Origin of the sequence: Paraburkholderia pallida (assembly GCF_004524855.1) — a bacterium.
Classification (GTDB): Bacteria; Pseudomonadota; Gammaproteobacteria; order Burkholderiales; family Burkholderiaceae; genus Paraburkholderia; species Paraburkholderia oxyphila.
This window is the reverse complement of sequence record NZ_CP038151.1, coordinates 101557-117381: the sequence shown is the minus strand read 5'-3', so window position 1 is coordinate 117381 and position 15825 is coordinate 101557. Positions and strand designations below refer to the sequence as shown.

The window sequence follows — 15825 nt, the reverse complement described above, 5'->3', positions numbered from 1 at the left end:
ATCGGGACTGAGTATGGCAATTCAAACCCACCCGGTTTCAAAGATTTTGTGGACGTCCTCAATCCCGCTCCGGATGTGGACATAGATTCGATTCAGGAATCGGGCGATAGGGAGAGCATCCCAAAGGCGGCGCGATTGAAGTGATGGCTCGAACCGCTATGACTAGCCAATACGCGATCTCCACGTGGAGATCGTGACATCTGATCAGCTCAGAGCAATCTGCCCTGATTCAGCCGCGTTCAGACAGCATGCCGTTGCTCACGAACGGTCTTATCTCCGCGTGGAGAGACATTCCTATAGGAGCGGGTTGCGTGGTCATGCCTGTAGATCACTCCTTTGTGCTGCCACTCCGTGAGTCTCTCCGCAAGAAGACAGGTGTGCTCCTGAGTTGCTACGTCTCTAGCATCTTCAGTCTCTGTGGCATCAGGGGCGTTGGCCTAGTCTCCACGTGGAGATCCTCGACTATTGAAGCAGGTAAGAAGGCTCACTCTGTTGTCGATGACCAAGGCTTCTGCACAAGCGTTTGTCCGTTGCTTCTAGCAAGGTGCCTGACATAGAAGCATTACTCACTACGGCAGCAATGGTTACGCTATCGGCGCTACATCAAGGTTTGCTTGATCGCTGCAAATCCAGCTGTGTCCCAGCAAGAGACAACTAATTCGGACGCGCGTGTGTAGACCTGTGGCTCACTGGGCCACAATCGACATTCATCAATCCGCTTAACACTATGTCTGCACCACCAGCACGCGCAGCTACGCGATCTCCACGTGGAGACTACGAAACAATGAAGAGGTGAATGAATCGAGCCAGTCCGGTACTCACTGGCAGTGGAGAAAACAACACCGCTGAGTCCCGCGCCGAACATCAATAGTTCGGCGCTGCATCGATGTTTGAGGAAAACTGGGGAAGCGAAATTTATCTACTATAAAAAGATAGGTAAATTTCGCCAAATTGTCAGAGAGGCCGCGCAATCACTCAGCGCGCGTCTTCAACGCAAGCTCGACATCGCCCATGGCCTGGAGATCGCCAGCGGCCGGCGCCTGTTGTCCGCTCAGCAGGAATTCGAGCAGATCGGCGGCAGTGGGTTGGCCCCATGTGTCGAGAACCACCCAGCGGAAGAAGTTCGTCGACGCCATCTTGCTCGGCACCTTGGCCGTCGAGACCTTGAGCTTGTCCATGCCGACCGTTTCGTTGTACCGCTTGATCAGCGCCGTCTGATCGTCGTACTCGAGCTCGTTGAAGTAGGCCCGCGCCTCGGCGATCTTCGCCGCGATATACCGGTCCTTCACCTGATCCTGGCTCTCGCGCGCCTTGCCCGTATCGGTGCTCGGACTGCCTGCCGCGTTGGCACCCGGCAGTTGATAACCCTGCATCAGCGCCTTGCGGAAATAGGCCGCCACATTCGCAAGCGGCGCCGCATTTTTCTGGGCGACGCGCGCGGCCGTATAGGCCACCGCCGTGCGAATCTTTTCCTCGCCGTACTGCTTCAAAAGCCGTCGCGCCTCCGAGACCGGCACGCTGAATTTCGACATCTCGCCGATGAGCACGGTCTCGTTCGCACGCAGCTCCTGGGACGGATCCGTCTCCGGCTTGCGCGTCACGCGAAACTGCAGGGCAACCACCGAGCGGCCCACCTTGTGCTCGATGAGCTCGAAGTTATGGTCCGAGATCTCGTTGACTTCCTTGATGCAGGGAATCAGCACGCGGCTCTTGAACTGCTTGTAGAGCTTGTACGACTGCGCCGAGGTATCCTGGCCGAGAATCAGGTCGCGCAGCGTCGCAAGGGGAAAACGCGCCGTTACGCCAACCGCTTCGTAGCGCACGACGTTTTCCCACAGGGCGAGCGAATGTGCTTTCCTGAATTGACGCGTGATCCGCATGTCGATCATCGCGTAGATTTCGGGATTCAGGAGTTCGCCGCGAATCTGCTCGGAGAACGTATAGCGCAGCACCGAGCGTTCGAGTTCGGCGCCGGCGAGCAAGCCCGACGCCTTCCAGATACTGCGTTTGTCCTGCGTGAGATAGTCCCAGTTGACGACCGTGCTGATCAGCGAGTTGATCGTCTCCTTGACGTACTCTGTATTGTTGCTGTTCAGATCGACGTCCTGCGAGAGGGCGGAGATCGTGATCTCGAACGAAGAGCGGCCGGCTTCGAGAGAATCCTGGCGGATCGCGTTCTTGATCAGCGAACTGAACATCTTGCGCTGCTGGAGGCTGATCGATCCGGATTTCGGCGCGATGTGAATCGCGGGAACCGCCTTGCGGAAGAGATCAGGCGGCTGGCCTTGTTGGAATACGAGTGCACCTTGCTTGTCGGCATCGCCGGCATCGGCCTTTTTTCTTGCCATATGAGCCACGTTAAAAGGGAACCTGGTCGGTTGGTAACTGTATACCAACCCATCAGGTGACTCAAGGCTACGCCGCGCGCGTATGCGGGAGCACGACACCGCACGCAGGAAAAGTTGACAGCCCGTGCTTTTGGCCGCGGTGCCGGGCATCCAGTGCCCATCGAAGCACGTTCCGGCGGGCCAGGTGCGATCCCATATTCGGTAACCATTGCGCCTCGACACTCCGAATTAGCTCCCATAACACGTTACCTGAAGCTAACAAGTGAGTACTCACTCTCGATCAGGTTACCCACAGGTACCTGTTTATGGGGGATTTCAGTGAACCGCCGCTTCGTGGACTTTGGCCAAGCAGCATGGAAAAAATGTCCCATTACCGGTGACCTGTTGGCTATCCCATAAATGGCCACCTGAAATAGCCCGCAATATGCACATCCGGGGGCGATGGCCGCGAGAAAACTCCCATAACCGGGTACTCTCGATTGATCCCATAGCGCGTTACCTGAGCGTCGTGATCAGAGTCCCGGCCAAGCATTCGCAGGGGTCTCCTATCCAATCGCGAATGGTTACCTCCAGAACGCCTTGCAGCGACGCCCCATAACCGGTTACCTCCAAAATTCCCCATAAATGGCGACCTTTTGGCAGCGCAAATGGCCTTCAGATCAGGCAGAAGCGGTCTTCGCGTCCCATAGAGCGCTACCTATCTGTGTTCCCATAGAGGGTGACCTCAGTGGGTTTCGGCAATTTCTCCCATACAGAGCGACCTTTTCCCCATATCCACAGACCCGAATCCCCATGCGAAGCTACCGAACCCCCATATCCACAACCCCGAGCTCCCATAGCCGGGTCCCCGGGTCCCATAAGTTGCCACCAAATCGCCCGCAAACCCTTGCCAGATAAGGCTTTGCGACGCCTAAAGGTTTACTAAAGATTCTAAAGCGTAAAAGGTAAACACTGAAACAGGCGTCCGATGAGAAAGACGTCTCCCAAAACCGGGACCCTATAGAGATGTAAGTGGTCACCAACCCATGCTGTCCCAAACCCGGTGACCTATTGGACAAAGCGCACGAAAACGGCTCCCAAAACACGGAACCTATCCACCAAATCTTGAGAATTGACATTGAGTGTGTACCTTAACCCAATGATTTTTATAATAATAACACTCAAGGGTGTCTGGCTATGGGACAAGCCAAAGCTAAAAGGTAACCGTCTCTGGGATCCGAATGCAGCCTGAGGGGCTCGTTGCTTTGCTAGACGCCTGGCGTCCGAAAAACCGCAATCCGTCTGCCCTGTCCTCGCTGCCCCGCGACTGTATGACCTTCGAGGGCATTTAGCGAAAGGTCCCCACCTCCCATATCGGGTTACCTACAGCAGGTCGCCAAATATGGGAACCGAGCGCGTAAGTCACCTTCACGTTCCTGGCCAGTGCGCCAAGGTGCATTGCAACATTGCACACTGGGGACCTTTACGCACGCGCGTCACGGTCGTCACTCAGCCTGCGCCTGTGTCTGCGTAGCCTGCTGTGCCGGGGACGCCGTAGGTGATCCAAGGCAGTCGTGACGATAGAGGCTGCTGAGCCGTTCCTGAGCCGCCTGGAGGTCGGACGGGTAATCGTTGTCCACCGCATGCTCCTGGTAGCCAACCAGCGAGAGGTCCTTCAGTTCCTGCATGAGTTCACGGTGCGTCACCTCGTGGCTGGGCCGCACGAACGGATAGCTGTGACACGCGTGCGGCGTGAGCTGGGGTGCAGCGAACGCGCTTGCGCTTGCGACGCCAAGGAAAGGGATCAATGCGAACTTGAGCCAACGCTTCATGGTGACCTCCGACTGTCTATGGACGAATGCGTCGGCACAGGTGCCGACGAACCAGCGACATGCCGGCGACGCGAAACGACATCGCACGCATGGCATGCCAACGAGCGTCGAGCATAAGCAGCGGGGAGATCTGGAAAGCGCTCAAGAGGATGAAACAACTTTCATCGATGCAACGGGCCCGGTGAACGAGATGGGTCCGATGGTTCGCGCGGTCGTCAGAGGCATGCGATGGTGGCTCGCTTCAATCCCGCGCCGCGCCATTCCGAGCCTCTTCGCGTTGGCCCGAATTGACAAACTGACAGCCAGCCGTCATCAGCCGGTAAGAACATGACCCGCTCTTCATCGTGCTGATGCCGTTGCAGCGCATCACCCCCCCTATCATGGCGAGGCGCGCGTATTGGTCCATCGTGGGTCCTCAATGGGTCGTCGCTGCGCGCATCGTTCATCGTCGGCGGGGTTAGCCATCGGGAGAGTCATGTCAGTCAGCGAAATCACGGCGCACCTGCATCAAACTTCGCCGCGGCGCGTGTGCGGCATGGCGCCTTGCGCCCTGCCGCAGCCGGTGCGAGGCGCACAATGAACCTGCCAGGCTGGGTGGCGGGCCGCACAGGCGCGTTCGTGCCTGAGGCGCCGCGGGTGCGGGCGCAGGCGGGCGATATTGGCCACGACCGCTGGCAGACCACGACCTTCCGGTGGTTCGCCGCCTACGCGGCGATCTTTTCGGTGTCGTTCATGGTGCTGCTGGGCTTCATCCAGTATTCGGTGACCCACGCGATGATCCGCGAGACCGACAGCGGCCTGCGCTGGCAACTGCGTTACTTCGACTCGCGCAGTGACGCGTCGCTCGGCGCCGCCATCGACGCGCGGCTGCGTCGCGAAAACCGGCGCCAGAACTTCTACGGCCTGTTTTCCGCCGATGGCCACTGGATCGCCGGCGATATCCATGCCATGCCGGCCGAACTCGCGCTCGACCCCTGGGGCCGCTCGCACGAGCACATGCGCGGGCAAACCATGATGCTCGACATCGGCCCTGCGCAGCCTCCGCTACGCGCGATGGGCGAAGTGCGCGCGGACGGTTCGCGCCTCGTCGTGGCGCGCACGCTGTCCGATGTGCGTCACGTGCACGGCGAGCTGTTGAAGGCGCTATACGGCGGCGGCCTGTTGTGCCTGTGCGGGAGCCTCTGCGCCGGGCTGCTGCTGAGCATGAGGCAGATCCGTCGCGTGGCGGAGATTCGCCGCGCGACCGGCCGCATCGCCGGCGGCGATCTCGGCGAGCGGCTGCCCGTTGCCGGCCGCGACGAGCTCGATATGCTGGCCCATCTCGTCAACCGCATGCTCGACGAAGTCGAGCGGCTGATGGGCGAGGTCAAGAGCGCGTGCGATGGCATCGCGCACGACCTGCGCACGCCGCTCACGCGGCTGCGCCTGCGCCTTTCACACGCGGCCGACGCACTCGAGCGGCGCGGCGAGCCCGCGATGGCCGCTGTGCTCGTGAGCGCGCGCGAGGAAGCCGACACCGTGCTCGAACGTTTCTCTGCACTCCTGCGCATCTCCGAGATTGGCGCAATCAAACGGCGCAGCGCGTTCGCGCCGCTGGCGCTTGCCGATCTCGTCACGGAGCTGTGCGAGCTGTACGCCCCGCTCGCCGAAGAAAAGGCCATCGAGCTAAGCATCGCGCTGGCTGACGTTGCCCCTGTTGACGCCGACCGTGCGCTGCTCTTCGAAGCCTTCAGCAATCTGCTCGATAACGCGATCAAGTTCGCGCCTCACGGCGGCGCGGTGTGCGTCGCGCTGCACGCGACCTATGCGGGCGCGCAATTCAGCGTCACCGACAACGGCCCCGGCATCGCGCCCGAAGAGCGCGATGCGGTGCTCGGCCGCTACTACCGCAGCGACGCAGCCCGCCATGTGCCGGGTACGGGCCTCGGACTCGGGATCGTCGCCGCGGTCCTGCGGCTGCACGACTACCGGCTCGCCATCGGCGCGGCGGTGCCCGACTTCGCGGCCGCCTTGGTACCCGAGTTCGCTCATGGCGCCGCGCCAGGCTCAGCCGGGCATGCGAGCACAGGCACGACCGTCACCATCGACTGCTGGCCTGCTCATCCCTGGCACAACACGCGTTATCAATGAGAGTCCTGCTGTGCTCCTCCTCCGACGCGGAGCGGAGCTATCTATACAAGGCGCTGAGCGAGAGCCTCAATAGCGTCGAGGTTGCCGACAACCTTCAATACGCCGTCTACCTCGCCTCCCAGGAGTCGTTCGACACGGTGATCCTGTGCACCAGTGGCGCGACCGCGCACGATGGTTTCATCGATGTGCTCGGCTCCATCACGCGTCTGCCTGATGCGCCGGCGATCGTCGTCGCGCTCACGCGCGCGACCCCCGCCGACTGCGCGCAACTGTTGCGCGCGGGCGCTGACGCCTGCTTCGTGCAGCCCTGGTCGATTCTCGAGATCCAGGAGCGCATGCTCGCGCTACGGCGCACCGCGCTCGTCCAGGCGGGGCCGTGCGCGGCGCGGCTCGATCCGCTCACGCGTGACCTGGTCGTCGATGAGCGGCGCATCTCGCTCACCACGCGCGAATATCTGCTGGTGGAATGCCTGCTGCGCCACGCGAATGCGCCGGTCGCGCGCGAGCAGCTGATCCGCTATGCGTGGCCTGAGAAAGGCGATGTCGAGCCTTCGAGCGTCAATCTGGTGGTGTCGCGGCTGCGCCGCAAGTTCATCACGCACGGCGCGCGCGCGCAGATCGAGACCATCAACCGCTACGGCTACCAGCTCGATTTGCGTGCCGGTCCCGCTCGCAGTGCCGAATGACGATGCCAGGCGCCGCCGCGCCAGGCTGCGGCCCGCAAGATAACTGAAAGCATGCGGTGCATGGCCAAAGCGTTGGCAGGCGTTTGCAAACCTAAATTTAATTTCATGAAAGCAAGCGCGGCACGGCGGCCTTACGACGGTAAACTTGCACTTCGAAAGAGGCCGCGCATGTGACGCGCGGCGGAGTGCGAGGAAATGAGCCAGGTGCGCGTATTGACGGTGGAAGACGATGCCGTCACAGCCAATGAAATCGTCAGCGAACTGACGCAACGCGGCTTTGCCGTCGATTGGGTCGACAACGGCCGCGACGGCATGGCGCGCGCGATGAGCGACGAATACGACGCCATCACGCTCGACCGCATGCTGCCGGGCGTCGATGGCCTGTCGATCCTCACGGCCATGCGCACGGTCGGCATCCAGACGCCGGTGCTGATGCTGAGCGCGCTCGGCGACGTCGACGAGCGCGTGCGCGGCCTGCGTGCGGGCGGCGACGACTACCTCACGAAGCCTTTCGACCCCGAGGAGCTCACCGCGCGCCTCGAGGTGCTGCTGCGCCGCCGCCAGGGCGCGAGCGTCGCGCGCGAGACCGCGCTGCGCGTCGGGCCGCTCGAGCTCGACCTCATCTCCCGCAAGGTGCGCCGCGACGGCGAAGAAGTCGCGCTCCTGCCCACCGAATACCGCGTGCTCGAATTCATGATGCGCCACGCGGGCAAGACCATCACGCGCACCATGCTGTTCGAGGCAGTCTGGGGCTACCACTTCGATCCGGGCACCAACCTGATCGACGTGCACATGGGCCGCCTGCGCAAGAAAATCGATCCGCCGGGCGTGCCGCCGCTGATCCAGACGGTGCGTGGCTCCGGCTACATTCTCGGATAATCCCGCGTGACGAGCCGTCTCTCCTCCTCCGCGCCCGCGATCCCGCGCCGGCGCTGGCACACCACGACGTTTCGCTGGTTGTGCGCCTACACCGCGCTGTTCGGCGTGTTCCTCACGCTGCTGGTCGGCTCCATCGCGTGGGTCGCGACCACTTCGATCGAGCGCGACGCCGACACCATCATGGGCTGGCAGCTCATCTACTTCGACTCGATTCCCGATGCGCAACTGCCCGCCGCGATCTATCAACGGCTCGAGCACGAGCGCATGCACGTGAACTATTACGGCCTCTTCACGAACGACGGCCGCTACGTGGCCGGCGACATCCTCGAGGCGCCGCCGAACCTGACCTATGACCGCGTGGGCTCGACGCTCAAGCATGTCCTGAAGCCCGACGATCAATCGCAGTCGCCGATCGTGCGCATCGTGGGCGAGCTGCGCCCCAATGGCATGCACCTGGTCGTCGCGCGCGACATGACGAGCGTGCTGCGCATCCGCGAGATCGTGGTGCGCGCGCTGTCGCTCGGGGCGGTGCTCGCGCTGTGCGCCGCGCTCGCGGGTGGTCTCGTGCTCGGCATGCGGCAAATCCGGCGCGTGCGCGAGATCCGCCGCGTCACGCAGTGCATCGCGCGCGGCGACCTGGACCGGCGCCTGCCTGTGGGCGGCGACGACGAGCTCGACATGCTCGCGCATCTCGTGAACCACATGCTCGACGAAGTCGAGCGCCTGATGGGCGAGGTCAAGGGCGCGTGCGATGGCATTGCGCACGACCTGCGCACGCCGCTCGTGCATCTGCATACGCTGCTCGCGCGCGTGGCCGAACGCGAGAGCCTGCGTGGCGACGAAGCGGGTGCGGACCTCGTCGAGCGCGCGCGCGCCGAGACGGGCCAGTTGCTCGAGCGTTTCCGCGCGATGCTGCGCATCTCCGAGATTGGCACGCTGCACCGTCGCGGCGGCTTTGCGACCGTCGACCTGCAGGCGCTCGTGCAGGAACTGGCCGAACTCTACGAACCGCTTGCCGAAAGCCGCGAGATCGAATGGCGTGTGAACACCGCGCCGGTTAGCGAGATTCATGGCGACCGTGCGCTGCTCTTCGAAGCCTTCAGCAACCTCATCGACAACGCCATCAAGTTCGCGCCCGAGCATGACGGGATCGTCAGCGTGACCTTGCGCGGCACGGCGCTCGGGCCGCTGCTCGAAGTGGCCGACAACGGCCCGGGCATCGCGCCGGGCGAGCGCGCCGCCGTGCTGCAACGCTTCTATCGGGGCGACGCCGTGCGCCATACCGCAGGCTCGGGTCTGGGCCTGAGCGTCGTGGCGGCGGTCATGCGCGTGCACGACTTCACGCTGCGCATGGACGACGCATGCGATCTCACGAAGACCGCGAACGAAACGAATCAAGCGGGCGGGCCAGGCACGCGCATGAGCGTCGAATGCTGGCCGCGCGCACTCACCTGACCAGAACCCACTGAGGCAAATCGAGCCAACCGACACAAGAGCCTATGCGCATACTCCTCATCTCGCCCTGCCATGCCGAAGGCGCATGGTTGCAAAAGGCCCTGCAGGAAAGCGCCCACAGCCTGCAACGCGCGCACGAGCTGCGCGACGGCGTCTATCTCGCGGGCGAAGAGCCTTTCGATGCGGTGATCGCCGTCGCGCTCGACGGCGCCTTGCTGCCCGAACTGCTGGCCTTGCTGCCTGGCCTCGCCAAGGCGACGAACGGCGCGACCATTATCGCGGTGCTCGGCATTGAAGCCGGCGCGCACGAGCGCTCGGAGTTGCTGCGCGCGGGCGCCGATGCGTGCTTTCGCTATCCGTTCTCGTTCATCGAAATGCACGAGCGCATGCTCGCGCTGCTGCGCACCGGCGCGACTGTCGCGCCGCCACCCGAGCAAGGCGCCGCCGCCGCGCCGCTGCTCGACGCGAGCACGCGCGAGATCGTGGAAGGCGCGCGACGCGCGGAACTCACGCGCCGCGAATACCTGCTCATCGAATGCCTGCTGCGCCAGGCCAACATGCCCGTGCCGCGCGACCAGATGATCCGCTACGCGTGGCCCGAGAAAGACGATATCGATCCGTCGACCGTGAACCTCGTTGTCTCGCGGTTGCGCCGCAAGCTCGAGCGCGAGGCTATCGAAGTGCGCATCGAGACCATCAGCCGTTACGGCTATCAAATCACGCTGCCCAAGTCGGCTTGAATGTCACGTGAGTGTCACCTGAGCGAGCGTCACACGCAGCGCTCAGGTCACGCGTCATGCGCTGCGCGCCGAAGGTAACCGTTTGTGGGATTTCAGGTCACATGCGCGGCAACGCGCGTGTACCTGTCGCGCCAAAAACAGCAACGGCACGCGCATGGCGTGCCGTTCTCCTGTGACCTGCTTGCAGGCTGCGCGCCAGGCGCAGCAAGGCTTCAGTGTGCGTAGAGGGTGGAATTCAGGTACGCGAGTTGACCGTCCTGCTCCGCCTGCACGAGTTCGTGATAGACCTGCGCGCGCGTCTTCGGGGCGACCTGCACACCATCGGGCGCTACCCAACCGCCTTGCTGGAAAGCCGTGGCCGTGTTGTTCATGGCGACCGTCGTGGTGTTGGCCGGGTAGGTGTTTTGCGCGGGCGCCGTGGTTTGAGCGAAAGCGGACGTGGTGACAACGGCGCCGGCGAGAGCTGCAACGATCATGAGCGACTTCATGGAACTATCCTCCAGAGAACATATTTGGTTGGCCGGTTAGCGAATGCGATAAATCGCATCCCGGTATTGAGAGAATAGTTAGGTCAGCCTATCGAACCCGATGCAGGAATATGAAGAAATGTTTATCGAGGCGCGAGATTTCGTTGAATGAAGAACGTCGTCTCGCGCCGCCGCGCCTAGCGGCAGGGGAACGTGCCGATCAGCGCCTTGTAGATGACCGCGCCGGTGGGTTCGAGAACGTATTGAAGGTGACCTTTCATCCAGGTCACGATCGCGCTGAGCTGTTCCTTGCGCGGGAGATTGGACGGGACGCAGTAGCGCGGCGGCTGCTTGTCGATCAGGGTCTGAACCAGCGCGCCGTTGGTGTAGCCCGCGAGATACATGACGCAGGCGTCGTGATTTTCCGGCTGTTGGCAGACGCTCAGAAACACATCGGCCTGGTCGATCGAACGGGCCGGAGCGGCTGGGGCCGTCTGCGCTGCTTGCGCGGGGCGAGTGGTCTGGACGGGCTGAGTGCTCTGAGCGGCCGCATGGCCGGCGCCAAGCATGGCAACGAGTGCCAGCCCGGCAAGAAGAGGTTTGTTCATTTGAGCGTGGGTGGAGAGGTTCTGTAGGAGGAGCTCGGACGCCGCATCTGCACAGCGTGGTACACATGCGCGCCGGCCGTAAGCTTAGCGGCCGGGCGGTCTCATAATTTGCTTTGCATCAAATGGGGTAAGGGCCGCCCACGCCCTTAGTCCTGTAACTGATTTGAATCCGAAAACTCCATCGTTCTGATTTGCCTGGGCGCTTCGTAGAATCGGTTGAACTTTCCGCCACGACCGTTGATACGAACCTATGAGCACACGCCGCGCATTTCTCAAACTTTCGCTGGGTGCGGCTGCCGTCGCGCTGCCCGCCCTGAGCGCGCCTCGCGCCTTTGCGGCGAACGCCGCGCGCACCCTGCGTATTGGTAACCAGAAGGGCGCGCTGAGCCTCCTGAAGGGCCGTGGCACGCTCGAGCAGCGGCTTGCGCCGCTGGGCGTCAAGGTCACCTGGACGGAGTTCAACGCGGGCCCTGTGCAGCTGGAGGCGCTCAACGTGGGCTCGATCGATTTCGGCGACGTGGGCGAGGCGCCGCCCATCTTCGCGCAGGCCGCGGGCGCGCCGCTCGCCTATGTGGCGGCCACGCTGCCGCGGCCGCAATCGGAGGCGGTGCTCGTGCCGCGCAACTCGCCGCTGCGCGAGGTCGCCGATCTGAAGGGCAAGCGCGTCGCGTTCAACCGGGGCAGCAACGTCCACTATTTCCTCGTGCAACTGCTGCGCAAGCACGGGCTCGATTACCGCGACGTGCATCCGGTGTTCCTCGCGCCGGCGGATGCGCGCGCGGCGTTCGAGAATGGCTCCATCGACGCCTGGGTGATCTGGGACCCGTTCTTCGCGGCCGCGCAGTCAAGCTTCGGCGCGCGCGTGCTCGCCGATGCGAGCGGCGTGGTGGTCAATCGGGGCTTTTACTTTTCGTCGCGCGACTACGCGAGCCAGAACCCCGACGTGATTCGCGTGGTGATCGAGGAGGTCGCCAAAACGGACGAGTGGGGCAAGAACAATCGCGCGTCGTATGCCGCCGAGCTTGCGAAGCTCTGGGGGCTGCCCGCGCCCGTGGTCGCGCAGGCGGTCGACCGCACGGCGTTCGGCACGGTGCCGATCACGAAGACCATCCTCGGCGAACAGCAGAAGATCGCCGATACCTTCCTCGATCTCGGCCTCGTGCCCAAGCGCGTGGACGTCCTGCAAGCGGCGGCGCCAGGGCTTGCCTGAACGCCGCCAGTCATCAGGGTCACCAGAGTCACCAGGCCGAGGCGCTTGTAGCCGCACCTCGCCAGGCGCTCATTTGCGCGACTTCGCGAGCGTGACCGTCTCGAAGAGCTCGTAGTTCGGCGTGGGCGTCTGATCGGCGCCCGGCGCGTGATAGTAGTTCATCGTGATGGTCATCTTGCCGCCGTGCTCGCCCGGGTCCACGTCGAACACGGCGATCCCATAACCGGTACCCGTATCGCGCTGCGCGGACCAGATCGCGTCCTCGAGCGCATCGGCGCCCGCGCGCACAAAAGTCCCCCCCGTCGTGCCAGGCACGGGCCGGTTCGGCTTCGTGAACACCTTCGCCTGCGGATTGCCGTTGCCGACGTCCACGCCGTAGACGTCAAGCGGCGCGCTCGTGCCGCCGCCGCCCAGGATCAGATGAATCGTGCCGTGGCTCGTGTCGAACGTGTTGGTGCCCGCTTGCGCGTTCGCCGAAGGCTTCGGCTGCAGCGTATCGACGGGCGTGCCCGTGGCCGCATCCACGCCCGCGTGATGATTGCAGCCGCGCACCGGGTAGCTGCGCTCGTAGTCGTGGTCGTGTCCGCACACCACGAGGTCCACGCCGTAGCGGTCGAACAGCGGCAGCCAGGCCTCGCGGATGCCCTTGTCCGAGCCATTGCCCGTCTTCGAGGAGCTCAGCGCGTCCTGATGCATCTGCACGACGATCCAGTCGATGTCGTCGTCGTGCGAGGCGTGGTGCAGCGTCTTTTCGAGCCAGCGCGTCTGCTCGCCGTTGCTGTAGCCGCGCACATAGAACGACGAGCCCGCCGCGATGGGCGCGTTGCCCGTGCTGGCCGCGGGCACGAGCGGCGCGGGGCCGGCCACGAAGGCGGCGGCGTCCTGGTACACGACGTCGTCGGCGTCGAGCGAGACGAACAGCACGTTGCTCACGCGGAAGCTGTACCAGCGGCCCGCAAAGCGCGTGCCGTTCTCGGGCAGCGTATAGCGCGTGAGATACGACTCGAGCCCCTGCGGGCCGTTGTAGAACTCGATTTCATGGTTGCCGGGGCAGGGCATCCACGGACGGTTCGACGACGAGCTCTGGTTGTTGTTCGCGAAGTCGCGCCACACGTCGGTCTGATGCGCGGGATTCAGGTTCGCGTAGCAGAGGTCGCCGTTGAGCAAATGGAACAGCGGCTGGAAGCGCTCGACGGCCTCCACGGCGAAGCGGCTTTGCGGCGACGAAAGCACCCAGCCGGTATTGGGCGTGGCGAGGTCGCCGTAGCTCGTGAAGCGAAACGGCTTGCGTCCGTGCGGCGCGGTGGTGAAGCTCGCGCTGAACGGGCTGCCCGCGTGGCTGTCGTTATCGGCGGTCACTTCGTAGCGATAGGTCGTGTCGGCGTGCAGGCCGGAGAGGCGCGCGTGATACGTGAACACGACGACGCCCGTGAGGCCGTCCGTATAGGTGCGCTGAACCGCGTTCACGACTTCGCGGCGGCCACGGTCTGCGGCGTACGTGACGCGCGGATGCGTGGCGGCCGCGAGCGATGCCCACGAGACCACGACTTCGCTGCGCGGGTCCGCGCCCCAGGTGAGGTGGATCTGCTCGGGCGTGCCGTCGGGCGTGGTCGTGCCGGCCTTCGCCACGCCGGTGAGCGCAGCGGCCGCGCCTGCCGCGCCCGCGAAGCCGGAGGCGCCAGCGAGCTTGAGGAAGCCGCGGCGCGAGACGCCGGCGGCGGTGTCGTTGGTGTCGGGAGTGTTCTTCTTCGTCATGTCGAATCGCCTCGTGACTGCCTGGCATGCGCAAGCGCGCACGGCTTGCCGCAAGCGTTGCAGGATGGGTGTAGGCGAAACGATGGCTTCCTTACATGACCCTGCGATGACATGGATGCCGCAAGCCTGGCCTCCGAAAATACACGCGAAGAACGGCGCCCGGCACGCGCGTAATGCGTGTGCCGGGCGCCGTGCGAGGCGATTCAGGTACGCCATCGTGGCGCGCAGGTTACCTTATGACGTTGCCGCTGCCTTTGTGCTTGTCGCTGCGGTGTCCGTTTGCGGTGCTGCCGTGGCTCCTGCGGCCTTTGTAGCCGATGCCGTGTCGTCCCCGAGCTGCCGGGTGCTCCAGCCGCCGCCGATCGCCTGGATGAGGCCCACGGTGGCGTCGAGGCGCCGCGTGTCCAGCTCCAGCGACGAGATCTGCGTGGAGAGCTCGGTGGTCTGCGCGGTCACCACGTCGAGATAGCTGACCACGCCGTCGCGATACTGCGACATCGAGAGCGTGAGCGTGCGCTGCGCCGCCGTGAGCGCCTCGTCCTCTCGCTGTGCCTCGTCGCCCAGGTGATGCAGGAGCGCGAGGTTGTCCTCCACCTGCTGGAACGCGTTGAGCACGGTGGCCTTGTAGTCGGCGCCATTCTCGGCGAGCTTCGCGCGCGCGCCGCGCACGATCGCCTCGCGGCGGCCGCCGTCGAAGATCGTCATCATCAGTTCGGGGCCGATCGACCACATCTCGTTGGGCGCTGCAATCCATGGCGAGAACGTGTCGCTCTGGTAGCCGCCGTCCAGACCCAATGAGAGGTCCGGGAAGAACGCGGCCTTCGCCACGCCGATTTCCGAGTTGGCGGCGGCCACGCGGCGCTCGGCAGCGGCGATGTCGGGACGCCGCTGCAGCAGCGCGGAGGGCAGCCCCGCAGGCAGGTTCGGCAGATGCGGGCGGATCGTGTCGGGCGCGACGTTGAATTCCGACGCGGGCACGCCGACGAGCGTGGCGATCGCGTGCTCGTAGAGTGCGCGGCGCGCGCTCACATCGTCATAAGAGGCCTGTGCGGCGGCGAGCTGGTTCTGCGCGCGCGAGACGTCGAGCGACGAGGCGATGCCGCCGCGATGGCGGCTCTCGGTCAGTTCGAGCGCGCGCTTGTAGGTGGCAATCGTGTCGGACAACAGTTTGGATTGCTGATCGAGTCCGAGCAGGTTGAACCAGGTGGTCGCGAGCTTTGCCTGCAGGCTCAGTTGCAGCGAGGCGAGATCGGCTTCGCTCGCTACGCTCGACGCCTCGTTCGCCTTCACCTCGTTGCGTACCTTGCCCCACAAGTCGAGGTCGTAGCCGATCCCCACGTCGAGCGTGTTCGAGTCGTACACGTTGGGCTGGCCGCTGCCACGCAGCGGACGCAACGCCGATTGCCGCTCGCGGTCGACCTGGGCGTCGACGCCCACGGTGGGTAGCAGCGCGGAGCGGGCTCGCGCGGTGAGCGCATCGGCTTCGTCGTGACGCGCGAGCGCGGCAGCGACGTTCGGATTGGCCTTGGCCACCTGGGGCTCGAGCTGGTCGAGCACCGGATCCTTGAACACCTTCCACCAGCCGTCGCGCGGCAACTGATCGGCCGGACGCGCGAGCTGCCAGTCGCCGGCCTCCTTGAAGTGCGTGGGGATGGCCGCAGCCGGTGCGTGATACGTGGGCGCGAACGAGCAGGCGTTGAGCAGCATGGCGGCGGCGATCGCCGTGAGGCCTACGC

13 protein-coding genes are annotated in these 15825 nt (G+C 64.1%); 7 read left to right on the top strand and 6 right to left on the bottom strand.

What is annotated here, in order from left to right; translation table 11 throughout:
• Positions 1-971: 971 nt before the first annotated feature.
• Complete coding sequence (locus E1956_RS35465) at positions 972-2348, bottom strand: replication initiation protein (RefSeq protein ID WP_134758061.1); 1377 nt, start codon at positions 2346-2348, stop codon at positions 972-974.
• Between the two features lie 1484 nt (positions 2349-3832).
• Positions 3833-4159: a DUF4148 domain-containing protein gene (locus tag E1956_RS35460; RefSeq protein ID WP_134758060.1), complete on the bottom strand. Its 327-nt coding sequence runs from the start codon at positions 4157-4159 to the stop codon at positions 3833-3835.
• Between E1956_RS35460 and E1956_RS35455 the strand changes: the two genes are divergently transcribed.
• The 6 genes from E1956_RS35455 (at position 4158) to E1956_RS35430 (ending at position 10049) form a co-directional block, all read left to right on the top strand.
• Complete coding sequence (locus E1956_RS35455) at positions 4158-4490, top strand: hypothetical protein (RefSeq protein WP_134758059.1); 333 nt, start codon at positions 4158-4160, stop codon at positions 4488-4490. The genes E1956_RS35460 and E1956_RS35455 overlap by 2 nt on opposite strands.
• 245 nt (positions 4491-4735) lie before the next feature.
• A complete protein-coding gene (locus tag E1956_RS35450; protein WP_134758058.1) occupies positions 4736-6289 on the top strand; it encodes a sensor histidine kinase in 1554 nt (517 codons plus the stop codon).
• Positions 6286-6975 carry a response regulator transcription factor gene (locus tag E1956_RS35445; RefSeq protein ID WP_134758057.1) on the top strand — a complete coding sequence of 230 codons (690 nt, stop codon included), beginning with the start codon at positions 6286-6288 and terminating at the stop codon, positions 6973-6975. The genes E1956_RS35450 and E1956_RS35445 overlap by 4 nt, the downstream gene beginning before the upstream one ends.
• Positions 6976-7179: 204 nt before the next feature.
• Positions 7180-7854 (top strand): response regulator transcription factor, encoded by a 675-nt coding sequence (locus E1956_RS35440; protein ID WP_028220534.1) that lies wholly within the window; start codon positions 7180-7182, stop codon positions 7852-7854.
• Positions 7855-7860: 6 nt separating this feature from the next.
• The gene (locus E1956_RS35435) at positions 7861-9309 is read left to right on the top strand and encodes a sensor histidine kinase (RefSeq protein WP_232072311.1); all 1449 of its coding nucleotides are present in this window, start codon (positions 7861-7863) and stop codon (positions 9307-9309) included.
• Between the two features lie 44 nt (positions 9310-9353).
• A complete protein-coding gene (locus E1956_RS35430; protein ID WP_134758056.1) occupies positions 9354-10049 on the top strand; it encodes a response regulator transcription factor in 696 nt (231 codons plus the stop codon).
• Between the two features lie 212 nt (positions 10050-10261).
• Here E1956_RS35430 and E1956_RS35425 read toward each other — a convergent pair whose 3' ends face one another.
• Positions 10262-10537 carry a DUF4148 domain-containing protein gene (locus E1956_RS35425; RefSeq protein WP_232072309.1) on the bottom strand — a complete coding sequence of 92 codons (276 nt, stop codon included), beginning with the start codon at positions 10535-10537 and terminating at the stop codon, positions 10262-10264.
• A 176-nt stretch (positions 10538-10713) separates the two neighbouring features.
• Positions 10714-11124 (bottom strand): Rap1a/Tai family immunity protein, encoded by a 411-nt coding sequence (locus E1956_RS35420; RefSeq protein WP_134758055.1) that lies wholly within the window; start codon positions 11122-11124, stop codon positions 10714-10716.
• A 250-nt stretch (positions 11125-11374) separates the two neighbouring features.
• Between E1956_RS35420 and E1956_RS35415 the strand changes: the two genes are divergently transcribed.
• The gene (locus E1956_RS35415; RefSeq protein WP_134758054.1) at positions 11375-12334 is read left to right on the top strand and encodes a sulfonate ABC transporter substrate-binding protein; all 960 of its coding nucleotides are present in this window, start codon (positions 11375-11377) and stop codon (positions 12332-12334) included.
• Between the two features lie 69 nt (positions 12335-12403).
• Here E1956_RS35415 and E1956_RS35410 read toward each other — a convergent pair whose 3' ends face one another.
• Both E1956_RS35410 and E1956_RS35405 read right to left on the bottom strand, forming a co-directional pair.
• Positions 12404-14089 carry a purple acid phosphatase family protein gene (locus tag E1956_RS35410; RefSeq protein ID WP_134758053.1) on the bottom strand — a complete coding sequence of 562 codons (1686 nt, stop codon included), beginning with the start codon at positions 14087-14089 and terminating at the stop codon, positions 12404-12406.
• A gap of 234 nt (positions 14090-14323) precedes the next feature.
• On the bottom strand, positions 14324-15796 hold the full coding sequence (locus E1956_RS35405) for an efflux transporter outer membrane subunit (RefSeq protein ID WP_134759514.1): 1473 nt from the start codon (positions 15794-15796) through the stop codon (positions 14324-14326).
• Positions 15797-15825 lie beyond the last annotated feature (29 nt).

Excerpts from the sequence above, each read along its gene's own strand:
- E1956_RS35405 (WP_134759514.1), bottom strand. The coding sequence starts at position 15,796 with ATGCTGCTCAACGCCTGCTCGTTCGCGCCCACGTATCACGCACCGGCT.
- E1956_RS35465 (WP_134758061.1), bottom strand. The coding sequence starts at position 2,348 with ATGGCAAGAAAAAAGGCCGATGCCGGCGATGCCGACAAGCAAGGTGCA.
- E1956_RS35450 (WP_134758058.1), top strand. The coding sequence starts at position 4,736 with ATGAACCTGCCAGGCTGGGTGGCGGGCCGCACAGGCGCGTTCGTGCCT.
- E1956_RS35415 (WP_134758054.1), top strand. The coding sequence starts at position 11,375 with ATGAGCACACGCCGCGCATTTCTCAAACTTTCGCTGGGTGCGGCTGCC.
- E1956_RS35430 (WP_134758056.1), top strand. The coding sequence starts at position 9,354 with ATGCGCATACTCCTCATCTCGCCCTGCCATGCCGAAGGCGCATGGTTG.
- E1956_RS35425 (WP_232072309.1), bottom strand. The coding sequence starts at position 10,537 with ATGAAGTCGCTCATGATCGTTGCAGCTCTCGCCGGCGCCGTTGTCACC.
- E1956_RS35460 (WP_134758060.1), bottom strand. The coding sequence starts at position 4,159 with ATGAAGCGTTGGCTCAAGTTCGCATTGATCCCTTTCCTTGGCGTCGCA.
- E1956_RS35410 (WP_134758053.1), bottom strand. The coding sequence starts at position 14,089 with ATGACGAAGAAGAACACTCCCGACACCAACGACACCGCCGCCGGCGTC.
- E1956_RS35445 (WP_134758057.1), top strand. The coding sequence starts at position 6,286 with ATGAGAGTCCTGCTGTGCTCCTCCTCCGACGCGGAGCGGAGCTATCTA.
- E1956_RS35420 (WP_134758055.1), bottom strand. The coding sequence starts at position 11,124 with ATGAACAAACCTCTTCTTGCCGGGCTGGCACTCGTTGCCATGCTTGGC.
- E1956_RS35455 (WP_134758059.1), top strand. The coding sequence starts at position 4,158 with ATGGTGACCTCCGACTGTCTATGGACGAATGCGTCGGCACAGGTGCCG.